This window comes from Actinomadura miaoliensis (genome assembly GCF_039536785.1).
In the GTDB taxonomy this organism is placed as follows: domain Bacteria; phylum Actinomycetota; class Actinomycetes; order Streptosporangiales; family Streptosporangiaceae; genus Spirillospora; species Spirillospora miaoliensis.
The window spans coordinates 1-19,220 of the sequence record NZ_BAAAZG010000019.1; the positions used below are offsets into that span (position 1 = coordinate 1).

A 19,220-nucleotide genomic window follows, 5' to 3' on the forward strand; every position below is an offset into this window, starting at 1 on the left:
AGCCGGCGCCGCCCGCGCAGCCCGGCGCGCCCGGCGCGGGTGCGCCGCCGCCCCCCGGCGCCTGGCCGCCGCCGCCCACCTCGCCACCCCCCGGAGGCCGGCCCTGATGTCGTCTCCTGGTATCGGCGCGAACCAGCGAGAGGGCACCACCAAGAACGGCGCCTCCGACGTGTTCCGCAAGGTCGGGGACGGCGCGGTCAACGTCGCCGTCAAGGAGCCCGGCCGGTTCTTCGCCCTGTGCCTGGACACCTTCCGGGCGATGTTCGTGTGGCCGTTCCAGTGGCGGGAGTTCATCCAGCAGTCCTGGTTCATCGTCTCGGTCACCGTGATCCCGACGATGCTGGTGGCGATCCCGTTCGGCGGGATCCTGTCGCTGCAGGTCGGCGGGCTGATCCGGCAGCTGGGCGCGCAGTCGTTCACCGGCGCGACCGCGGTGGTGGCGATCGTGCGCGAGGCCAGCCCGCTGGTCACCTCGCTGCTGGTGGCGGGCGCGGCGGGCTCGGCGATGTGCGCCGACATCGGCTCCCGCAAGATCCGTGAGGAGATCGACGCGATGGAGGTGCTGGGCATCAACCCCCTGCACCGCCTGGTGGTCCCGCGCATGCTGGCCTGCGCGTTCGTCGCGCTGTTCCTCAACGGCCTGGTGTCGGTGGTCGGCCTGGTCGGCGGCTACACCTTCAACGTCCTGCTGCAGGACGGCACGCCGGGCGCCTACCTGGCCTCGTTCAACGCCATCGCGCAACTGCCCGACCTGGTGCAGGCCGAGATCAAGGCGTTCGTGTTCGGCATCACCGCGGGGCTGGTCGCGGCGTACAAGGGGCTGAACGCCAAGGGGGGCCCGAAGGGCGTGGGCGACGCGGTCAACCAGACCGTCGTCATCACGTTCATGCTGCTGTTCCTGGAGAACTTCCTGATCTCCACCCTGTACTTCCAGTTCGTCCCGCAGAAGGGCATGTAGGCAATGGCCGCGCCAGGCAAGACGGGCAGGGCCGTCTCCCGGGTGGTCAACGCCCCGCTGGAACGGCTGGACGACTTCGGGCACCAGCTGTCGTTCTACGCGCGGGCGTTCGCGTGGGTGTTCCGCGTGCTGCGCCGCTACCGCACCGAGGTGCTGCGGCTGCTGGCCGAGGTCAGCCTCGGCACCGGCGGGCTGGCGGTGATCGGCGGCAGCGTGGTGATCGTCGGGTTCATGACGTTCTTCACCGGCAGCCAGGTCGGCCTGCAGGGCTACAACTCGCTGAACCAGATCGGCACGGCCGCGTTCACCGGGTTCGTGGCGTCCTACTTCAACACGCGCGAGATCGCGCCGCTGGTGTCGGCGCTGGCGCTGTCGGCCACGGTGGGCTGCGGGTTCACCGCCCAGCTGGGCGCGATGCGGATCTCCGACGAGATCGACGCACTGGAGGTCATGGCCGTCCCGTCCATGCCGTTCCTGGTGACCACGCGGCTGCTGGCCGGGATGATCGCGGTGATCCCGCTGTACGTGGTGGGCCTGCTGGCCTCCTACGGCGCCACCCGGCTGATCGTGACGCTCTTCTACGAGCAGTCCACCGGCACCTACGACCACTACTTCCATCTCTTCCTACCGCCGTACGACATCCTCTGGTCGTTCGGCAAAGTGATCGTCTTCTCGATGCTCGTGATGCTGATCCACTGCTACTACGGCTACAACGCCAGCGGCGGACCGGCCGGGGTGGGCGTGGCGGTGGGCCGCGCCGTGCGCACCAGCATCGTCGTCATCAACGTGGCGGACCTGCTGCTCGGCATGGCCATCTGGGGCGCCACCACGACCGTGCGGATCGCGGGGTGAGCCGGCGATGACGTCCCTTCCGCAGAGCCCGTCGCGTCCGTTCGGCGGCATGTCGCAGAAGATCCGCCACCGGCTGCTCGGGCTGTCCATGCTGGTGGTGATCGTGCTGCTGCTGGCGCTGACCGTGGCGCTGTTCAACAAGGCGCTCACCCCCGTCGTCCGGGTGAAGGTGGACGCCGAGCGGGCCGGGCTGCAACTGCTGCCCCGCTCCGACGTCAAGGTGCGCGGGCTGATCGTGGGGGAGGTGCGCGGCACCCGCGCCACGTCCGACGGCGCGATCCTCGACCTGGCGATCGACCCGGACAAGGCCAAGCTGATCCCGCGCAACGTGCAGGCGCGGCTGCTGCCCAAGACGCTGTTCGGCGAGAAGTACGTCGACCTGCAGATCCCGGCGCAGCCCGGGCCGGTCGGGCTGCGCGGCGGCCAGGTGATCCGGCAGGACCGCTCGCAGGCCGCGGTGGAGATCGACCAGGTGCTGGACAACCTGCTGCCGCTGCTGGAGGCGGTGCCGCCCGCCAAGCTGAACGCCACGCTGAACGCCCTGGCCACCGCGCTGCAGGGCCGCGGCGACCAGATCGGCCGCAACCTGGAGCAGGCCGACGCGCTGCTGAAGAAGATCAACCCGGAGCTGGGCACGCTGGTCTACGACCTGCGGGCGCTGGCCGACACCGCCGACGTCTACGACCAGGCCGCCCCGGACCTGCTGCGGACGCTGCGCAACATCAACGTCACCAGCGACACCATCACGCAGAAGCGCGGCACGATCGAGGACCTCATCCCGCAGATCACCGGTTTCTCCACCAAGGGCGACCGGTTCATGCGCACCAACGGCCCCAAGATCATCGGGTTCAACATCGCCAGCCGGGACGGTCTGGCGCTGATCGCCCGGTACTCGCCCTCGCTGCCCTGCGTGACCGAGGGGATCATGAAGCTCAAGCCGCGCGCCGAGGAGGCGGGCGGCGGCCGCACCCCGACGTTCAACCTCACCATCGAGATCATCAAGCCGCGGCCGGGCTACAAGAACCCGCTGGACCTGCCCGAGGCCAAGGACCAGCGCGGGCCGCGCTGCTACAACCTGCCCAACCCCAAGGTCCCCTTCCCCGACTACCTGGCGCTGGACGGCACACAGGACGACCTGTGGTGGAAGGACCCGCACGACCCGAACCAGCCGCTGCCCCCGGGCCATGGCACCCGCGGCCGGGCCGCCTCGGGCGTGCTGGTCGACCCCGGCACCCAGATGAGCGACACGGAGAAGGTCAAGGCCATGGTGGGCCCGCTCACCCGGACCCCGTCCGACCAGGTCCCCGACGCGGCCCAGCTCCTGTTCGGCCCGCTACTGGACGGAGCGGTGGTGGAGGTCAAGTGAGCGCAGCGGAGCGCCAGCGGAGTGAGCATCGCTTGACCGACCTCGCGGGGGTCTGGGGGGCGTCCCCCAGTGGGGCAGGTCAAGTGAGCGTTGCTGGAGGGGAGCGTGGCCGTGGGTAGGACGACCAGTGCCGCGATCAAGCTGGGGATCTTCGTCGTCCTCACGTCCCTGGCGACCGGCGTGCTGGCGATGACGATCTCCAACGTGCGCTTCGCCGACACGCGCACCTACAAGGCCGTGTTCTCCGACGCGACGGGGCTGCTGTCCAACGACGACGTGCGGATCGCCGGGGTGCGGGTCGGGCAGGTCGAGGACGTCAAGCTGTACTCCGACCGCTCCGACGGCGGGAAGATGAAGGCGCTCGTCACGTTCAGCGTGCAGCGCGAGGGAGCGCTGCGGGCCGGGCTGCCGGAGTCGACCGGGGTGCAGCTGCGCTACCGCAACCTGATGGGGCAGCGGTACCTGTCGCTGAGCCAGGAGCAGCCGGGCCAGGTGAACGGCTTCCTGCGGCCGGGCGCGGTGATCCCCGACGCCAAGACCGAGGAGGCCCTCGACCTCACGGCGCTGTTCAACGGGTTCCGCCCGCTGTTCCGCGCGCTGGAGCCGCAGGACGTCAACAAGCTGGCCATGGAGATCGTCCAGGTCCTGCAGGGCGAGTCCGGCACCGTCAACAGCCTGCTGGCGCACCTGGCGTCGCTGACCAACACGCTGGCCGACCGGGACCGGGTGATCGGCAGTGTGATCACCAACCTGAACAACGTGCTGGGCGCGATCGACTCGCGGCACACCGAGATCAACAAGCTGATCGTCGACCTGCGCGGGCTGGTCAGCGGCGTCGCGGCGGACCGGGACGCGATCTTCGACTCGGTGGCGGCGCTGAACGGGCTGAGCTCCACCACCGCGGCGCTGCTCAAGGACGTGCGTCCCGACGTGCGCGACGACATCGCGGGCCTGCGCCGGCTCACCGCGACCCTCAACGCCAACGAGAAGGACCTGGACAAGGCGCTCAAGCAAACACCGGACCGGATGGAGGGGCTGATCCACATCTCCTCCTACGGGTCGTGGTTCAACATGTACCTCTGCGGCCTCGACGCGCGGGTGCGGCTGCCGGGCGGCCCGGTCTACCAGACCCCGGCGATCGTGAACGAGAACGCGAGGTGCAAGTAGATGAGGATCCCGTTCCGGGAGCGCAACCCGGTCCCCATCGGCCTCACCGCGTTCGCGGTCATCGCCGTCGCGCTGCTGGTGGCGCTGAACCTGGAGAACCTGCCGCTGGTCAACGGGCAGCGCACGTACACCGCGGCGTTCGCCGAGGCCGCCGGGCTCAAGCCCGACGAGGAGGTGCGGATCGCGGGGGTCAAGGTCGGCAAGGTCACCGAGCTGGAGCTGGACGGCGACCACGTCAAGGTCACCTTCCGGGTGGACGACGAGGTGCGGCTGGGCTGGAAGACCACGGCCGCCATCAAGATCAAGACGCTGCTGGGCGCGCACTACGTGGAGCTGAAGCCGGACGGCACCGGACGGCTGAAGCACATCCCGCGCGCACGCACCAGCACCCCGTTCGAGGTCGTCCCCGCGATCGGGGAGCTGAGCCAGCGGGTCGACGACATCGACACCCGGCAGCTGGCCAAGTCGTTCGACGTGCTGTCGGACACCTTCGAGAACTCCCCGGACGAGATCCGGGCGGCGCTACAGGGGTTGCGGCGGCTGTCGCACACGGTCGCGTCCCGCGACGACGAACTGCACGAGCTGGCCGACCGCGCCAAGGACGTCTCGCAGCTGCTGGCCGACCGCAACCAGGACTTCGTCAAGCTGCTGCGGGACGGCGACAAGATCCTGCAGGAGGTGCAGGCCCGCCGCGCGGTGATCCACCAGCTGCTGGTCAACACGGTCGCGCTGACCCAGCAGGTGAACGCGCTGATCAAGGAGAACGAGGCGCAGCTCAAGCCGATGCTGGCCAACCTGGAGCGGGTCAACAAGGTGCTGCTGCGCAACCAGGAGAACCTGGACCGCATGCTCCAGCTGTACGCGCCGTTCGCCCGGCAGTTCGCCGACGTCGCGGGCAGCGGCCGCTGGTTCGACGCCTACCTGCAGAACCTGCTGCCGATCCCGGCGTCGATCCAGAACCCGCCGGCGCAGAACGGCGGCAACGGCGCCCAGCGCGGCACCGGCACGCAGCAGGGGGGTCGGCCAGGGCAGTCAGGCAACCGGCAGGGCAACAGCGTGTTGCCGTTCCTCCCGTGAGTCCTCCCGTGAGCGAGCACCAGGCAGGCATCCGTGCGTAACCAAGGAACCATCCTCCGCCTCGGCGGCGTCGTCCTCGTCGTCGCCGTGCTGGCGGCCGTGCTCCTGTCGGTGTTGCGGGAGCCGGAGCAGAAGCACCTGACGGCGTACTTCACCCGGACGGTCGGCCTGTATCCCGGCGCCGACGTGCGGATCCTCGGCATCCCCGTCGGGAAGGTCACCGAGGTCACCCCGGTCGGCGGTTCGGTGCGGGTGAAGATGCGCTACGAAGCCAAGTACAAGGTGCCCGCCGACGCCCAGGCCGTCATCGTCAACCAGACGCTCGTGTCCGACCGGTACGTGCAGCTCACCCCCGTCTACAAGGGCGGCGCGGTGATGGCCGACGGGACGACGCTGGCGGTCAACCGCACGCAGGTGCCCGTCGAGGTCGACCAGGTCGGCTCCAGCCTGAACGAGCTGTCCAAGGCGCTCGGCCCGCAGGGCGCCAACTCGCAGGGCGCGCTGTCGCGGCTGCTGCAGGTCGGCGCGGACACCCTGGACGGCCAGGGCGAGGACATCCGGCAGACGATCTCCGACACCTCCGAGCTGCTCGGCACGCTCAGCGAGGACCGCGAGGACGTGGCGCAGACCATCGAGAACCTGCGGATCATCACCCGCGCGCTGAAGGACAACGACGCGCAGGTCAGGCAGTTCAACCGGCACCTCAGCGGGGTGTCGGCGCAGCTGGCGGCCGAGCGCGAGGAGCTGAGCGCGGCGCTGAACACGCTCGGCCCGACGCTGCGCAACGTCCAGCGGTTCGTCAAGGACAACCGCGAGCAGCTGTCGGACAACGTGCGGCAGCTCGCGCAGATCACCGGCGTGCTGGTCAAGGAGAAGGACGCCCTGGCCGAACTGCTGGTCGCGGCGCCGCTGGCGATCAACAACGTGGGCCGCGCCTACGACCCGATCAGCGGCACCATCCACAACCGGGTGAACTTCCTGCAGTTCGACAACCTGGCCGACTGGGTGTGCTCGCTGGCCTACTCGGTCGGCACCCCGGCCAAGCAGTGCCTGGACTTCGTCACCCCCTACAACGGCATCGGCAAGGCGCTCGGCGGGCTGAGCCTGGACCTGTCCTGGATCACGGCGCTGACCACGCACTACGACCCCGAGCCGATCCCGCCGGACGCCTACGGCCCCAACGCGGGCGCGGGCTCGACCAAGAGCACGTCGAGCACGTCGTCCAAGGCGAAGAAGTCCAAGAACGCCAAGGCCGCGAGTGCCGGCGACGCCCAGAACGGCCAGAACGGTCAGAGCGGTCAGAACGCCGGCGGGGCGGGCACCCGGCAGGACCCCCGCAAGGACTTCACGGCCCTGCTGCCAGGAGGTGGCCGATGAACAGGCGGCGAGCCGACGAGCACGCGACCCGTCCGGGCGGCCGGACGGGCGCCGCGGCCGTCCGGCGGCTGGGCGCCGTCGCGCTGGCCGCCGCGGCGGCGCTGTCGGGCTGCTCGTTCCGCGGTGTGGACTCGATCCCGCTGCCCGGCGGCCCGGACCTGGGCTCCGACCCCCGGACCATCAAGATCGAGTTCTCGAACGTGCTGGACCTGGTGCCGCAGTCGGTGGTGAAGGTCAACGACGTGTCGGTCGGCAAGGTCGACAAGGTGGACCTGGCGGGCGGCCCCGGCGGCTGGCACGCGGTGGTCACCGTCAAGGTGCGCCGGGACGTGAAACTGGCCGACAACGCCGTCGCCACCATCAACCAGACCAGCCTGCTGGGCGAGAAGTTCGTGGCGCTGGCCAACCCGACGACCGAGGCGCCGCGCGGCGAGCTCGGCTCGGGCGACGTCATCCCGCTGTCGCGCACCCGGCAGGGCACCGAGGTCGAGACGGTGCTGTCGGCGATGTCGATGCTGCTCAACAACGGCGGCCTGGAGCAGATCTCCACGATCACCCACGAGCTGAACGCGGCGATGAGCGGCCGCGAGCCGCAGATCCGGTCCGTGCTGAACCGCGTCGACACCTTCGTCGGCACCCTGGACCGCAACCGCGCCGCGATCACCCGGGCGCTGGACAGCATCGACCGGCTGTCGGCCAAGCTGTCGGCCGAGCGGCGCACCATCACCGAGACCGCCGACCGCACCGGCCCGGCCATCGAGGTCCTGCGCCGCAACCGCGCCGACCTGACCAAGATGCTGGTCAGCCTGGACAAGCTCAGCCGCACCACCACCGACGTGCTGAACAAGTCGCACGCCGACCTGGTGGCCAACCTGCGCGACATCGACGAGATCCTGCGCAACCTCAACAAGGCGGGGGAGAACCTGCCCAAGTCGCTGGAGACCCTGCTGACGTTCCCGTTCCCGCCCACCTTCAGCAACGTCATCCGCGGCGACTACGGCAACGTCCGGCTCACCGTCGACCTGGACTTCGAGAGCATCGCCCACAACCTGTTCGGCGGCACCGAGCTGGAGAAGCTGGCGGGCAGCGGCCGCCGGATGCGCGACATGCTCACCGTCCCGAACGTGACGCTGCCGCAGACGCCGCTCGGCGTGCTGCCGCAGCTGCCCGGCGGCACCGGAACCGGCGGCGGAGGCGGGGGCGGCGGGCTGCCCGGACTCCCGGCCCCCGGCAACGGCGGCCAGAACGGCCAGAACGGCGGCCGGACGGGCGACGGGCAGCCGGGCGACGGGCAGCCGGGCGACGGGCAGAACCGGCCGGGGGCGATGGCCCCGCAACAGCGCGATCTGGAGACCCTGATGACGGGGGGCCTGTCGTGATCCTCAAACCGGGCGTCAAGATCCAGCTGCTGGTCTTCGCGGTCATCACCGTGATCGGCGTGTACGTGGTGACGGTCAACTACATCGGGCTGGGCCGCGAGGTGTTCGACCGGCAGTACACCGCCTACGTCGACCTCACCGACTCCGGCGGCGTGTTCACCGGCGCCGAGGTGACCTACCGCGGCGTGGCGGTCGGACGGGTCGGCCCGATCCAGCTCACCCGGGACGGCATCCGCGTCAAGCTGGAGCTGAACCGGGGCCGCGACATCCCGCGCGACGGGCTGGTCGCCGTGGTGGCCAACCGGTCCGCGGTCGGCGAGCAGTACATCGACCTGCAACCCGCCCGCAACGGCCGTCCCTACCTGCACGACTACGTCGACGGCCGCCCGTACACGATCCCGCGGCAGAACACCCGGCTGCCGGTGTCCACCGCCGAGCTGCTGCGCAACGTCAACACCCTGATCGAGCGCAACAACCTCAGGCCGGAGAACCTGCGCACGATCGTCGACGAGCTGGACAAGGCGTTCTCCGGCTCCGCCGCCGACCTGCAGCGGATCCTGGACGACACCGACCGGCTGCTGAAGACCGCCGACGAGGCGTACCCGGCGACCAAGGAACTGCTGGACAACAGCCGCACCGTGCTGGACACCCAGCGCGCCCAGGGCGCCGACATCCGCGCCTTCGCCCGCAACCTCAACCAGCTCACCACCCAGCTGCGCCGCGACGACCCGGCCCTGCGCTCCACCATCGACGCGGCCCCGCCCGCGGTCGGCCAGCTCGACGCGACGATCGACGGCCTGGCGCCGACCCTGCCGGTGCTGCTGGCCAACATGACCAGCACCGGGCAGGTCATCGCGTCCCGCCAGGACGGGCTGCGGTCGCTGTTCATCCTGTACCCGATCGCCGTGGCCGGGGCGTTCACCGTGACGCCGGGCGACGGCACCCAGCACCTCGGCCTGGTGCTCAACATCAACGCCCCGGCGCCGTGCACCAAGGGCTACGAGGTGACGCAGCGGCGCTGGCCGCAGTTCACCGGGCCCAAGGAGCCGCCGCTGACGGCCGGGTGCAAGGAGCCCACGGACTCGGACAAGGTCGTCCGCGGCACCCGCAACTTCCCCAAGGACGCCATCCGCCCGTACCCGAAGGTCCCCGCGGGCGCCACCGACGGCGCCGGGTTCCCGCCCGGGGGCGCGGACGGCGGCTCCAGCGGCTCGGAGGGGGCGCGCAAGGCGTCCGGCGAGGAGAAGAAAACTGAGGACCCCAAGCGGGCCGCTGGGGACGACCCCGGCGTCCAGCCCCAGAGCGCCGTCTCCGTCCCGCTCGGCCCCACCCGCGTGGAACTCGCCGGGTACGATCCATCGACCGGATGGGTCTACGGGCCGGACGGCAAGCGTTACGGCATGGGCTGGACGGGCGGCCAGCAGCGTCTGCTCGGCGAGGCGGGCTGGAAGATGCTCCTGCTGGGCCCCCTTGGGCTGAACTGACCACCGAGCCTGTACCGACCACCGAGGCCGGGCTGATCCCTGTGAAGGAGGCGACGCGATGAGGTACGGCGCGACCGACGCGATCGACGCCAAGGCGTCGCGCGGCCGCCGGACCACCCTGACCGTGCTCGGCGTGCTGGCCGTGGGCCTGGCCGTGGCGACGGGGGTGTTCGGCTACCGGTACTGGCAGGCCCAGGACGAGGAGAAGCGGCGCGCGGCCGCCACCCAGGCCGCCCGGCAGACCGCCGTGAACCTGTCCAGCCTCGACTACCGCGACATCCAGAAGGGCATCGACCGGGTGCTGGCGGGGCTGACCGGCGACATCCGCAACCAGTGGGCCACCCAGGCCAAGACCGTCGCCGACGTCGCCACCAAGAACCAGTCGATGTCCCAGGTGCAGCAGGTGCGCGCCGGCGTGGTGTCGATGGACGGCGACTCCGCCGAGGTCATCGTGGCGATCACGTCGACCACCACCAGCCCGAAGGTGCCGCAGGGCGCGCCCCGGTACTACCGCTACTCGATGGATCTGACCCGTACCGACGGGCGCTGGCTCGTCTCGAACTTCGGGATTGTCCCATGACGATGCTCGGACGCAGGAAGCGCGAGGCCGCCGAGAAGGCCAAGAAGGCCGAGAAGGCCCGGCAGCGCGCCGAGGAGGCCGCGCGCAAGGCCCGCGAGGCCGCCGAGGCCGCCGAACGCGCGGCCCGCGAGGCGGCCGAGGCGGAGGCCGAGCAGGCGGAGGCCGAGCAGCGGGATGAGGCCGAGGCCGACACCGAGACCAAGGTCGAGACCAAGACCAAGTCCAAGGCCGAGTCCAAGTCGAAGGGCAAGGACGCCCCGGAGGCCGAGGACGGCTCCGAGGCGTCCGACGAGCCGGAGAAGCCCGCTGAGGCGTCCGACGACAAGGGCGACTCCGAAGCCGGCGACGACACGCCCGAGGGCGCCGAGGACGCCGACAGCGCCGAGGAGACGGACAAGAGCGGGTCTCAGGAGACCGACGCCGCCGAGGCCGACGGCGAGGAGGCCGAGGACGAGGCCGAGGACGAGGACAAGCCCGTCCTCACCAAGGCCAAGGCGACCAAGACCAAGACGACCGAGGCCGAGGCCGACGCCGAGCAGGAAGACGACGGCGACGAGGACGACGAGGACGACGAGGACGACGACGAGGACGAACGCGCCCCTGGACGGGCGCGGCGGTTCGTCGGGGCGGTGGCGTCCGCCGGTGCGCCCGGGTACGCGCTGATCGCCGTCAACGTGGCGCTGGTGGTGGGGCTGGCGTGGCTGGTGCTGGCCGTGAACCGGGCCGGTGACCAGGAGGCGGCCGCCGACCAGGTGAAGTTCGCCGCGTCGCGGGCCGCCGAGGACCTGTCGTCGTACGACTTCCGCACGATCGACGCCGACCTCAAGCGGGCCACCGGGCAGACCACCGGCGAGTTCAGGACCGAGTTTCAGCGGCTGACCGGGACGGTGCGGACGTCGGCCACCCAGCAGCAGGCGGTGGTCGAGGGCACCGCGGTCAAGACGGCCGTGGAGAGCGTCGACGGCGACCGGGCCGTCGCGCTGGTGTTCCTCAACCAGCAGACCGCCAAGGGCAGCAGCGGCCAGCGCACGCCGAGCCAGTTCTCGATGCGCCTGGTCATGCGCAAGATCGGCGACCGCTGGCTGGTCTCCGAGCTGCAGATGCTCTGACCCGGGACCCGCCTGGACCGGGCGACGCGCCCGGCCGACGCGCCCGGCCGCGGCCCCCGGTTTCCGCACCCCTGACGCGCCCCGCCTCCGCGGGGCGCGAGTTTGCTCTTGGCCGGGCTCGGTGGTTTCCTGGATCGCCGATCAGGACCCCGGGCGGCGCGGACGCGCCGGGCTACCGGCGGGTAGGGGGCCGAATCCTAAACTATGGCCTTCCTCACTGCAGGTCAGAGCCCGAAAAGTCCAAGTCCGCTCTTGACTCGGGGCCGCTGAGGAGCGATGCTCCATGGCAACTGTGATGCATACAGCGGCGCTAGACTTGCATGCGGTGTGGTGGTCGGCTACACTGCCCCTTTGCGCTGCCCTCTGACTATCCATGTGCTGAACATCCCCGTCATGTCCCGCTTGCGGGCGGTCTGCTCGGGTGTCCGGTACCTGGATCGTCTGGCGTGCGCGTCATCTGTTACGCCGCGAGCCCTCGGAAGGACCACTCTTGGCAGCCTCGCGCAACGCCTCGAATACCGCAACCGGTCCGCACCGCGTCTCCTTCGCGCGCATCAAGGAGCCGCTCGAAGTCCCGGACCTCCTCGCGCTGCAGACCAACTCGTTTGACTGGCTGCTGGGCAACGAGAGGTGGAAGGCCCGGGTCGAGGCGGCCCAGAAGGCCGGTAGTAAGAGTGTCCCGACGCAGTCGGGCCTTGAGGAGATCTTCGAGGAGATCAGTCCCATCGAGGACTTCTCCGGGACCATGTCTCTGTCGTTCCGGGACCACCGCTTCGAGCCGCCCAAGTACTCCGTCGAGGAGTGCAAGGACAAGGACATGACCTACTCCGCCCCGATGTTCGTCACGGCGGAGTTCATCAACAACACCACCGGTGAGATCAAGAGCCAGACGGTGTTCATGGGCGACTTCCCGCTCATGACGCCCAAGGGCACCTTCATCATCAACGGTACCGAGCGGGTGGTGGTCTCCCAGCTGGTCCGCTCGCCCGGCGTCTACTTCGACCGCGCCCTGGACAAGGCGTCCGACAAGGACATCTACGGGTGCAAGGTCATCCCCAGCCGCGGCGCCTGGCTGGAGTTCGAGATCGACAAGCGCGACAACGTGGGCGTGCGCATCGACCGCAAGCGCAAGCAGCCGGTGACCGTGCTGCTCAAGGCGCTGGGCTGGGACGAGGCCCGCATCCGCGAGCGGTTCGGCGGCTACGAGTCGATCAACGTCACGCTGGAGAAGGACCACACCTCCGGCCAGGACGACGCGCTGCTGGACATCTACCGCAAGCTGCGTCCGGGCGAGCCGCCGACCAAGGAGTCGGCGCAGACCCTGCTGGAGAACCTGTACTTCAACCCCAAGCGCTACGACCTCGCCAAGGTCGGCCGCTACAAGGTCAACAAGAAGCTCGGCCTGGACCTGGACATGAACGCCGGGACCCTGACCGAGGACGACATCGTGGCCACCATCGAGTACCTCGTCCGGCTGCACGCCGGCGAGGAGGAGGCCACCGTCGGCGTGGTGCCGGTGCCGATCGAGGTCGACGACATCGACCACTTCGGCAACCGCCGCCTGCGCACCGTCGGCGAGCTGATCCAGAACCAGGTCCGGCTGGGCCTGGCCCGTATGGAGCGGGTCGTCCGCGAGCGGATGACCACCCAGGACGTCGAGGCGATCACGCCGCAGACGCTGATCAACATCCGGCCGGTCGTCGCCTCCATCAAGGAGTTCTTCGGCACCAGCCAGCTGTCGCAGTTCATGGACCAGACCAACCCGCTGGCCGGGCTGACCCACAAGCGGCGCCTGAACGCGCTGGGGCCGGGCGGTCTGTCCCGTGAGCGCGCGGGCATGGAGGTCCGCGACGTCCACCCGTCGCACTACGGCCGCATGTGCCCGATCGAGACGCCGGAAGGCCCGAACATCGGCCTGATCGGCTCGCTGGCCGCCTTCGGCCGGGTCAACCCGTTCGGCTTCGTCGAGACCCCGTACCGCCGGGTGGTCGACGGCCGGGTCACCGACGACATCGACTACCTGACCGCCGACGAGGAGGACCGCTACGTCATCGCGCAGGCCAACTCGCCGATGACCGAGGACGGCACCTTCGCCGAGGACCGCGTGCTGGTCCGCAAGAAGGGCGGCGAGGTCGAGCTGGTGCCGCCGGCCGAGGTCCAGTACATCGACGTGTCGGCGCGGCAGATGACCTCCGTGGCCACCGCCATGATCCCGTTCCTGGAGCACGACGACGCCAACCGGGCGCTGATGGGCTCCAACATGCAGCGCCAGGCGGTGCCGCTGCTGCGCAGCGAGTCGCCGCTGGTCGGCACCGGCATGGAGTACCGCGCCGCGACCGACGCCGGCGACGTGATCCTGGCCGACAAGGCCGGCGTGGTGGAGGAGGTCTCCGCCGACTACGTCACCGTGATGAACGACGACGGCACCCGCACCACCTACCGGGTCGCCAAGTTCAAGCGGTCCAACCAGGGCACCTGCTTCAACCAGAAGCCCATCGTGGACGAGGGGCAGCGGGTCGAGGCCGGGCAGGTCATCGCCGACGGTCCGTGCACCGAGAACGGCGAGATGGCGCTCGGCAAGAACCTGCTGGTGGCGTTCATGCCCTGGGAGGGGCACAACTACGAGGACGCGATCATCCTGTCCCAGCGCCTGGTGCAGGACGACGTGCTCAGCTCGATCCACATCGAGGAGCACGAGGTCGACGCCCGCGACACCAAGCTGGGCCCCGAGGAGATCACCCGGGACATCCCGAACGTCTCCGAGGAGGTGCTGGCCGACCTCGACGAGCGCGGCATCATCCGCATCGGCGCCGACGTCGTCCCCGGCGACATCCTGGTCGGCAAGGTCACCCCGAAGGGTGAGACCGAGCTGACCCCCGAGGAGCGGCTGCTGCGCGCGATCTTCGGTGAGAAGGCCCGCGAGGTCCGCGACACCTCCCTGAAGGTGCCGCACGGTGAGCAGGGCAAGGTCATCGGCGTCCGGGTGTTCTCCCGCGACGAGGGCGACGAGCTGCCCCCGGGCGTCAACGAGCTGGTCCGGGTGTACGTCGCGCAGAAGCGCAAGATCACCGACGGCGACAAGCTGGCCGGCCGGCACGGCAACAAGGGCGTCATCTCCAAGGTGCTGCCGGTCGAGGACATGCCGTTCCTGGAGGACGGCACCCCGGTCGACGTCATCCTCAACCCGCTGGGCGTGCCCGGCCGTATGAACGTCGGCCAGGTGCTGGAGACCCACCTCGGCTGGGTCGCCAGCCAGGGGTGGAAGATCGAGGGCGACGACGCCGACTGGAAGCGGGCGCTGCGGGAGCTGGGCGCCGAGGAGGCGCCGCCGTGGACCAAGACCGCCACGCCGGTGTTCGACGGTGCCCGCGAGGACGACGTCACGGGGCTGATCGAGAGCACTCTGCCCAACCGGGACGGCCGCCGCATGGTCGGCCCCGGCGGCAAGGCGCGGCTGTTCGACGGCCGCACCGGCGAGCCGTACAGGGACCCGATCTCGGTCGGCTACATCTACATCCTCAAGCTGCTCCACCTGGTCGACGACAAGATCCACGCCCGGTCGACCGGCCCCTACTCCATGATCACGCAGCAGCCGCTGGGCGGTAAGGCCCAGTTCGGCGGCCAGCGGTTCGGTGAGATGGAGGTGTGGGCGCTGGAGGCGTACGGCGCCGCCTACGCCCTGCAGGAGCTGCTGACCATCAAGTCCGACGACGTCCTCGGCCGCGTCAAGGTCTACGAGGCCATCGTCAAGGGCGAGAACATCCCCGAGCCCGGCATTCCCGAGTCCTTCAAGGTGCTCATCAAGGAGATGCAGTCGCTCTGCCTCAACGTCGAGGTGCTGTCCAGCGACGGCATGTCCATCGAGATGCGCGACACCGATGAGGACGTCTTCCGCGCCGCGGAGGAGCTCGGCATCGACCTGTCCCGGCGTGAGCCGAGCAGTGTCGAAGAGGTCTGATCAACTCAAGGGGAAAACTGTTGCTTGACGTCAACTTCTTCGACGAGCTTCGCATCGGTCTGGCGACCGCCGACGACATCCGCCAGTGGTCCCACGGCGAGGTGAAGAAGCCGGAGACGATCAACTACCGGACCCTCAAGCCGGAGAAGGACGGGCTCTTCTGCGAGAAGATCTTCGGCCCGACCCGGGACTGGGAGTGCTACTGCGGCAAGTACAAGCGCGTCCGGTTCAAGGGCATCATCTGTGAGCGCTGCGGCGTCGAGGTGACCCGCGCCAAGGTGCGGCGTGAGCGGATGGGCCACATCGAGCTGGCCGCGCCGGTCACCCACATCTGGTACTTCAAGGGCGTCCCGTCCCGGCTGGGCTACCTGCTGGACCTGGCCCCCAAGGACCTCGAGAAGATCATCTACTTCGCCGCGTACATGATCACCAGCGTGGACGCCGAGCGCCGCGAGCGCGACCTGCCCACGCTGGAGGCGCACATCTCGGTGGAGCGCCAGCAGATCGAGCAGGCCCGCGACGCCCAGGTCGAGGCCCGCCAGCAGAAGCTGGAGGCCGACCTGGCCGAGCTGGAGGAGGCCGGCGCCAAGGCCGACCAGAAGCGCAAGCTGCGCGACAGCGCCGAGCGGGAGATGAAGCAGCTGCGCGACCGGGCGCAGCGCGAGCTGGACCGCCTGGAGGAGGTCTGGACGAGGTTCAAGAACCTCAAGGTCCAGGACCTGGAGGGCGACGAGCTGCTCTACCGCGAGATGCGCGACCGCTTCGGCAAGTACTTCGAGGGCGGCATGGGCGCCGCGGCCATCCAGGCCCGGCTGCAGAACTTCGACCTCGACGCCGAGGCCGAGCGGCTGCGCGAGACGATCCGCACCGGCAAGGGCCAGAAGAAGGCCCGCGCGCTCAAGCGGCTCAAGGTCGTCTCGGCGTTCCTCAACACCCGCAACAGCCCGCTGGGCATGGTGCTGGACTGCATCCCGGTGATCCCGCCGGACCTGCGTCCGATGGTCCAGCTGGACGGCGGCCGGTTCGCCACCTCCGACCTGAACGACCTGTACCGGCGCGTGATCAACCGGAACAACCGGCTCAAGCGGCTGCTCGACCTGGGCGCGCCCGAGATCATCGTCAACAACGAGAAGCGGATGCTGCAGGAGGCCGTCGACGCGCTGTTCGACAACGGCCGCCGCGGCCGCCCGGTCACTGGGCCGGGCAACCGTCCGCTCAAGTCGCTGTCGGACATGCTCAAGGGCAAGCAGGGCCGGTTCCGCCAGAACCTGCTGGGCAAGCGCGTCGACTACTCCGGCCGTTCGGTCATCGTGGTCGGCCCGCAGCTCAAGCTGCACCAGTGCGGCCTGCCCAAGCAGATGGCGCTGGAGCTGTTCAAGCCGTTCGTGATGAAGCGCCTGGTCGACCTGAACCACGCGCAGAACATCAAGTCCGCCAAGCGGATGGTCGAGCGCGCCCGCCCGGTGGTGTGGGACGTGCTGGAAGAGGTCATCACCGAGCACCCGGTGCTGCTCAACCGCGCGCCCACCCTGCACCGCCTGGGCATCCAGGCGTTCGAGCCGCAGCTGGTGGAGGGCAAGGCCATCCAGATCCACCCGCTGGTCTGCACCGCGTTCAACGCCGACTTCGACGGCGACCAGATGGCGGTGCACCTGCCGCTGTCGGCCGAGGCGCAGGCCGAGGCGCGGATCCTGATGCTGTCCACCAACAACATCCTCAAGCCGTCGGACGGCAAGCCGGTCACCATGCCCACCCAGGACATGGTCATCGGGCTGTACTGGCTGACCACCGACGCCGAGGGCGCCCTCGGCGAGGGCCGCTCGTTCTCCTCGGTCGCCGAGGCGATCATGGCCTACGACCGCGGTGAGCTGGACCTGCAGGCGAAGATCTCGGTGCGGCTCAAGGACGTCCCGCCGCCGCGCGGCTGGCAGGCGCCCGAGGGCTACGAGCCGGGCCGGCCGTACCGGCTGGAGACCACGCTCGGCCGGTGCCTGTTCAACGAGACGCTGCCGAACGACTTCCCGTTCGTCAACTACGAGGTCGGCAAGAAGCAGCTGTCGGCGATCGTCAACGAGCTGGCCGAGACCTACCCCAAGGTCGAGGTGGCGGCGGCGCTGGACGAGCTGAAGAGCACCGGCTTCCACTGGGCGACCCGGTCCGGCACGACCATCGCGATCGAGGACGTGGTGGTCCCGCCGAACAAGCAGGAGATCCTGGTCACCTACGAGAAGCGCGCCGACAAGGTGCAGCGGGAGTTCAACCGCGGCCTGATCACCGACGACGAGCGCCGGCAGGAGCTCATCGAGATCTGGAACAAGGCGACCGCGGACGTGGCCGTCGACATGGAGGCGGCGTTCCCCAAGACCAACCCGGTCTGGATGATGATCCAGTCGGGCGCCCGGGGCAACCCGCTGCAGCTGCGCCAGATCGCCGGTATGCGCGGCCTGGTCTCCAACCCCAAGGGCGAGACCATCCCGCGGCCGATCAAGTCGTCCTACCGCGAGGGCCTGTCGGTGGTGGAGTTCTTCATCTCCACCCACGGCACCCGCAAGGGCCTGGCCGACACCGCGCTGCGCACCGCCGACTCGGGTTACCTGACCCGGCGTCTGGTGGACGTGGCGCAGGACGTCATCGTCCGCGAGGAGGACTGCGGCACCGACCGCACCATCCCGTTCCGGGTGGCCGAGCGGGACGCCGCGGGCAACCTGGTCAAGCCGGTCAACTCCGAGACCAGCCTGGTCGGCCGGACCATCGCCGAGGACGTCGAGGTCGACGGCACGGTGATCGTGCCGGGCGGCACCGACCTGTCGGACTCGGTGCTGACCCGCCTGGTCGAGGCCGGTGTGGAGGAGGTGCGCACCCGCAGCGCCCTGGTCTGCGAGGCCAAGATCGGTGTGTGCGCCGCCTGCTACGGCCGCAGCCTGGCCACCGGCAACCGGGTGGACGTCGGCGAGGCCGTCGGCATCATCGCCGCCCAGTCCATCGGCGAGCCCGGCACCCAGCTGACCATGCGCACCTTCCACACCGGTGGTGTCGCCGGTGCGGACATCACGCACGGTCTGCCGCGTGTGCAGGAGCTGTTCGAGGCCCGCATCCCCAAGGGTGTGGCCCCGATCAGCGAGGTCGCCGGCCGCGTCAAGATCGACGAGACGGAGAAGACCCGCAAGGTCGTCATCGTCCCCGACGACGGCTCCGACGAGATCGCCTACCCGGTGCCGATGCGTTCGCGCCTGCTGGTCAAGGAGGGCGAGCACGTCGACGTCGGCCAGAAGCTGATCGCCGGTGTGGTCAACCCGCACGAGGTGCTGCGCATCCTCGGCCCGCGCGCCGTGCAGCTGCACCTGGTGCAGGAGGTCCAGGACGTCTACCGCTCGCAGGGCGTGTCGATCCACGACAAGCACATCGAGGTGATCGTCCGCCAGATGCTCAAGCGGGTGAACATCCTGGAGTCGGGCGACACCGAGCTGCTGCCCGGCGACCTGGTGGAGCGTCCGCTGTTCGAGGAGACCAACCGCAACGTGGTCGCCGAGGGCGGCACGCCCGCCGCGGGCCGTCCCGTCCTCATGGGCATCACCAAGGCCTCGCTGGCCACCGAGTCGTGGCTGTCGGCGGCCTCCTTCCAGGAGACCACCCGGGTCCTCACCGAGGCGGCCATGCACGCCAAGAGCGACCCGCTGCTGGGCCTGAAGGAGAACGTCATCATCGGTAAGCTCATCCCGGCCGGTACCGGCATGCCGCAGTACCGCAACGTCCGGGTCGAGCCGACCGAGGAGGCCAAGGCGGCGGTGTACTCCGTCGGCTCCTACGACGACGGCGCCGAGTACGCCTTCGGTCAGGGATCCGGCGAGGCCGTCCCGCTGGAGGAGTACGACTTCGGCCAGTACAACCGGTAACGGCCGCACGGCCGTCGGAG

General features: G+C 69.8%; 12 protein-coding genes. All 12 read left to right on the top strand.

The features are described 5' to 3' along the window. Window positions 1–958 (top strand): MlaE family ABC transporter permease (locus ABD811_RS15955; protein ID WP_425549413.1); only part of this gene is annotated, 958 nt, incomplete at its 5' end. Between the two features lie 3 nt (window positions 959–961). Continuing rightward, window positions 962–1,810, top strand: a complete 849-nt coding sequence (locus ABD811_RS15960) for an MlaE family ABC transporter permease (protein WP_344947490.1) — start codon at window positions 962–964, stop codon at window positions 1,808–1,810. A 7-nt stretch (window positions 1,811–1,817) separates the two neighbouring features. Next, window positions 1,818–3,176 (top strand): MCE family protein, encoded by a 1,359-nt coding sequence (locus tag ABD811_RS15965; protein ID WP_344947493.1) that lies wholly within the window; start codon window positions 1,818–1,820, stop codon window positions 3,174–3,176. A 111-nt stretch (window positions 3,177–3,287) separates the two neighbouring features. Further along, window positions 3,288–4,343 (top strand): MCE family protein, encoded by a 1,056-nt coding sequence (locus tag ABD811_RS15970; RefSeq protein WP_344947496.1) that lies wholly within the window; start codon window positions 3,288–3,290, stop codon window positions 4,341–4,343. After that, complete coding sequence (locus tag ABD811_RS15975) at window positions 4,344–5,420, top strand: MCE family protein (RefSeq protein WP_344947499.1); 1,077 nt, start codon at window positions 4,344–4,346, stop codon at window positions 5,418–5,420. A gap of 33 nt (window positions 5,421–5,453) precedes the next feature. Further along, window positions 5,454–6,797: an MCE family protein gene (locus ABD811_RS15980; protein WP_344947502.1), complete on the top strand. Its 1,344-nt coding sequence runs from the start codon at window positions 5,454–5,456 to the stop codon at window positions 6,795–6,797. Next, window positions 6,794–8,176 carry an MCE family protein gene (locus ABD811_RS15985; RefSeq protein ID WP_344947505.1) on the top strand — a complete coding sequence of 461 codons (1,383 nt, stop codon included), beginning with the start codon at window positions 6,794–6,796 and terminating at the stop codon, window positions 8,174–8,176. The genes ABD811_RS15980 and ABD811_RS15985 overlap by 4 nt, the downstream gene beginning before the upstream one ends. Next, window positions 8,173–9,660, top strand: a complete 1,488-nt coding sequence (locus ABD811_RS15990; RefSeq protein WP_344947507.1) for an MCE family protein — start codon at window positions 8,173–8,175, stop codon at window positions 9,658–9,660. The genes ABD811_RS15985 and ABD811_RS15990 overlap by 4 nt, the downstream gene beginning before the upstream one ends. Before the next feature lie 58 nt (window positions 9,661–9,718). Beyond that, complete coding sequence (locus ABD811_RS15995) at window positions 9,719–10,240, top strand: hypothetical protein (RefSeq protein WP_344947510.1); 522 nt, start codon at window positions 9,719–9,721, stop codon at window positions 10,238–10,240. Further along, a complete protein-coding gene (locus ABD811_RS16000) occupies window positions 10,237–11,349 on the top strand; it encodes a hypothetical protein (protein ID WP_344947513.1) in 1,113 nt (370 codons plus the stop codon). The genes ABD811_RS15995 and ABD811_RS16000 overlap by 4 nt, the downstream gene beginning before the upstream one ends. A gap of 490 nt (window positions 11,350–11,839) precedes the next feature. Next, complete coding sequence (rpoB, locus tag ABD811_RS16005) at window positions 11,840–15,307, top strand: DNA-directed RNA polymerase subunit beta (protein WP_344947516.1); 3,468 nt, start codon at window positions 11,840–11,842, stop codon at window positions 15,305–15,307. Between the two features lie 20 nt (window positions 15,308–15,327). Beyond that, window positions 15,328–19,200 carry a DNA-directed RNA polymerase subunit beta' gene (locus ABD811_RS16010; protein ID WP_344947519.1) on the top strand — a complete coding sequence of 1,291 codons (3,873 nt, stop codon included), beginning with the start codon at window positions 15,328–15,330 and terminating at the stop codon, window positions 19,198–19,200. Window positions 19,201–19,220: the final 20 nt, after the last annotated feature.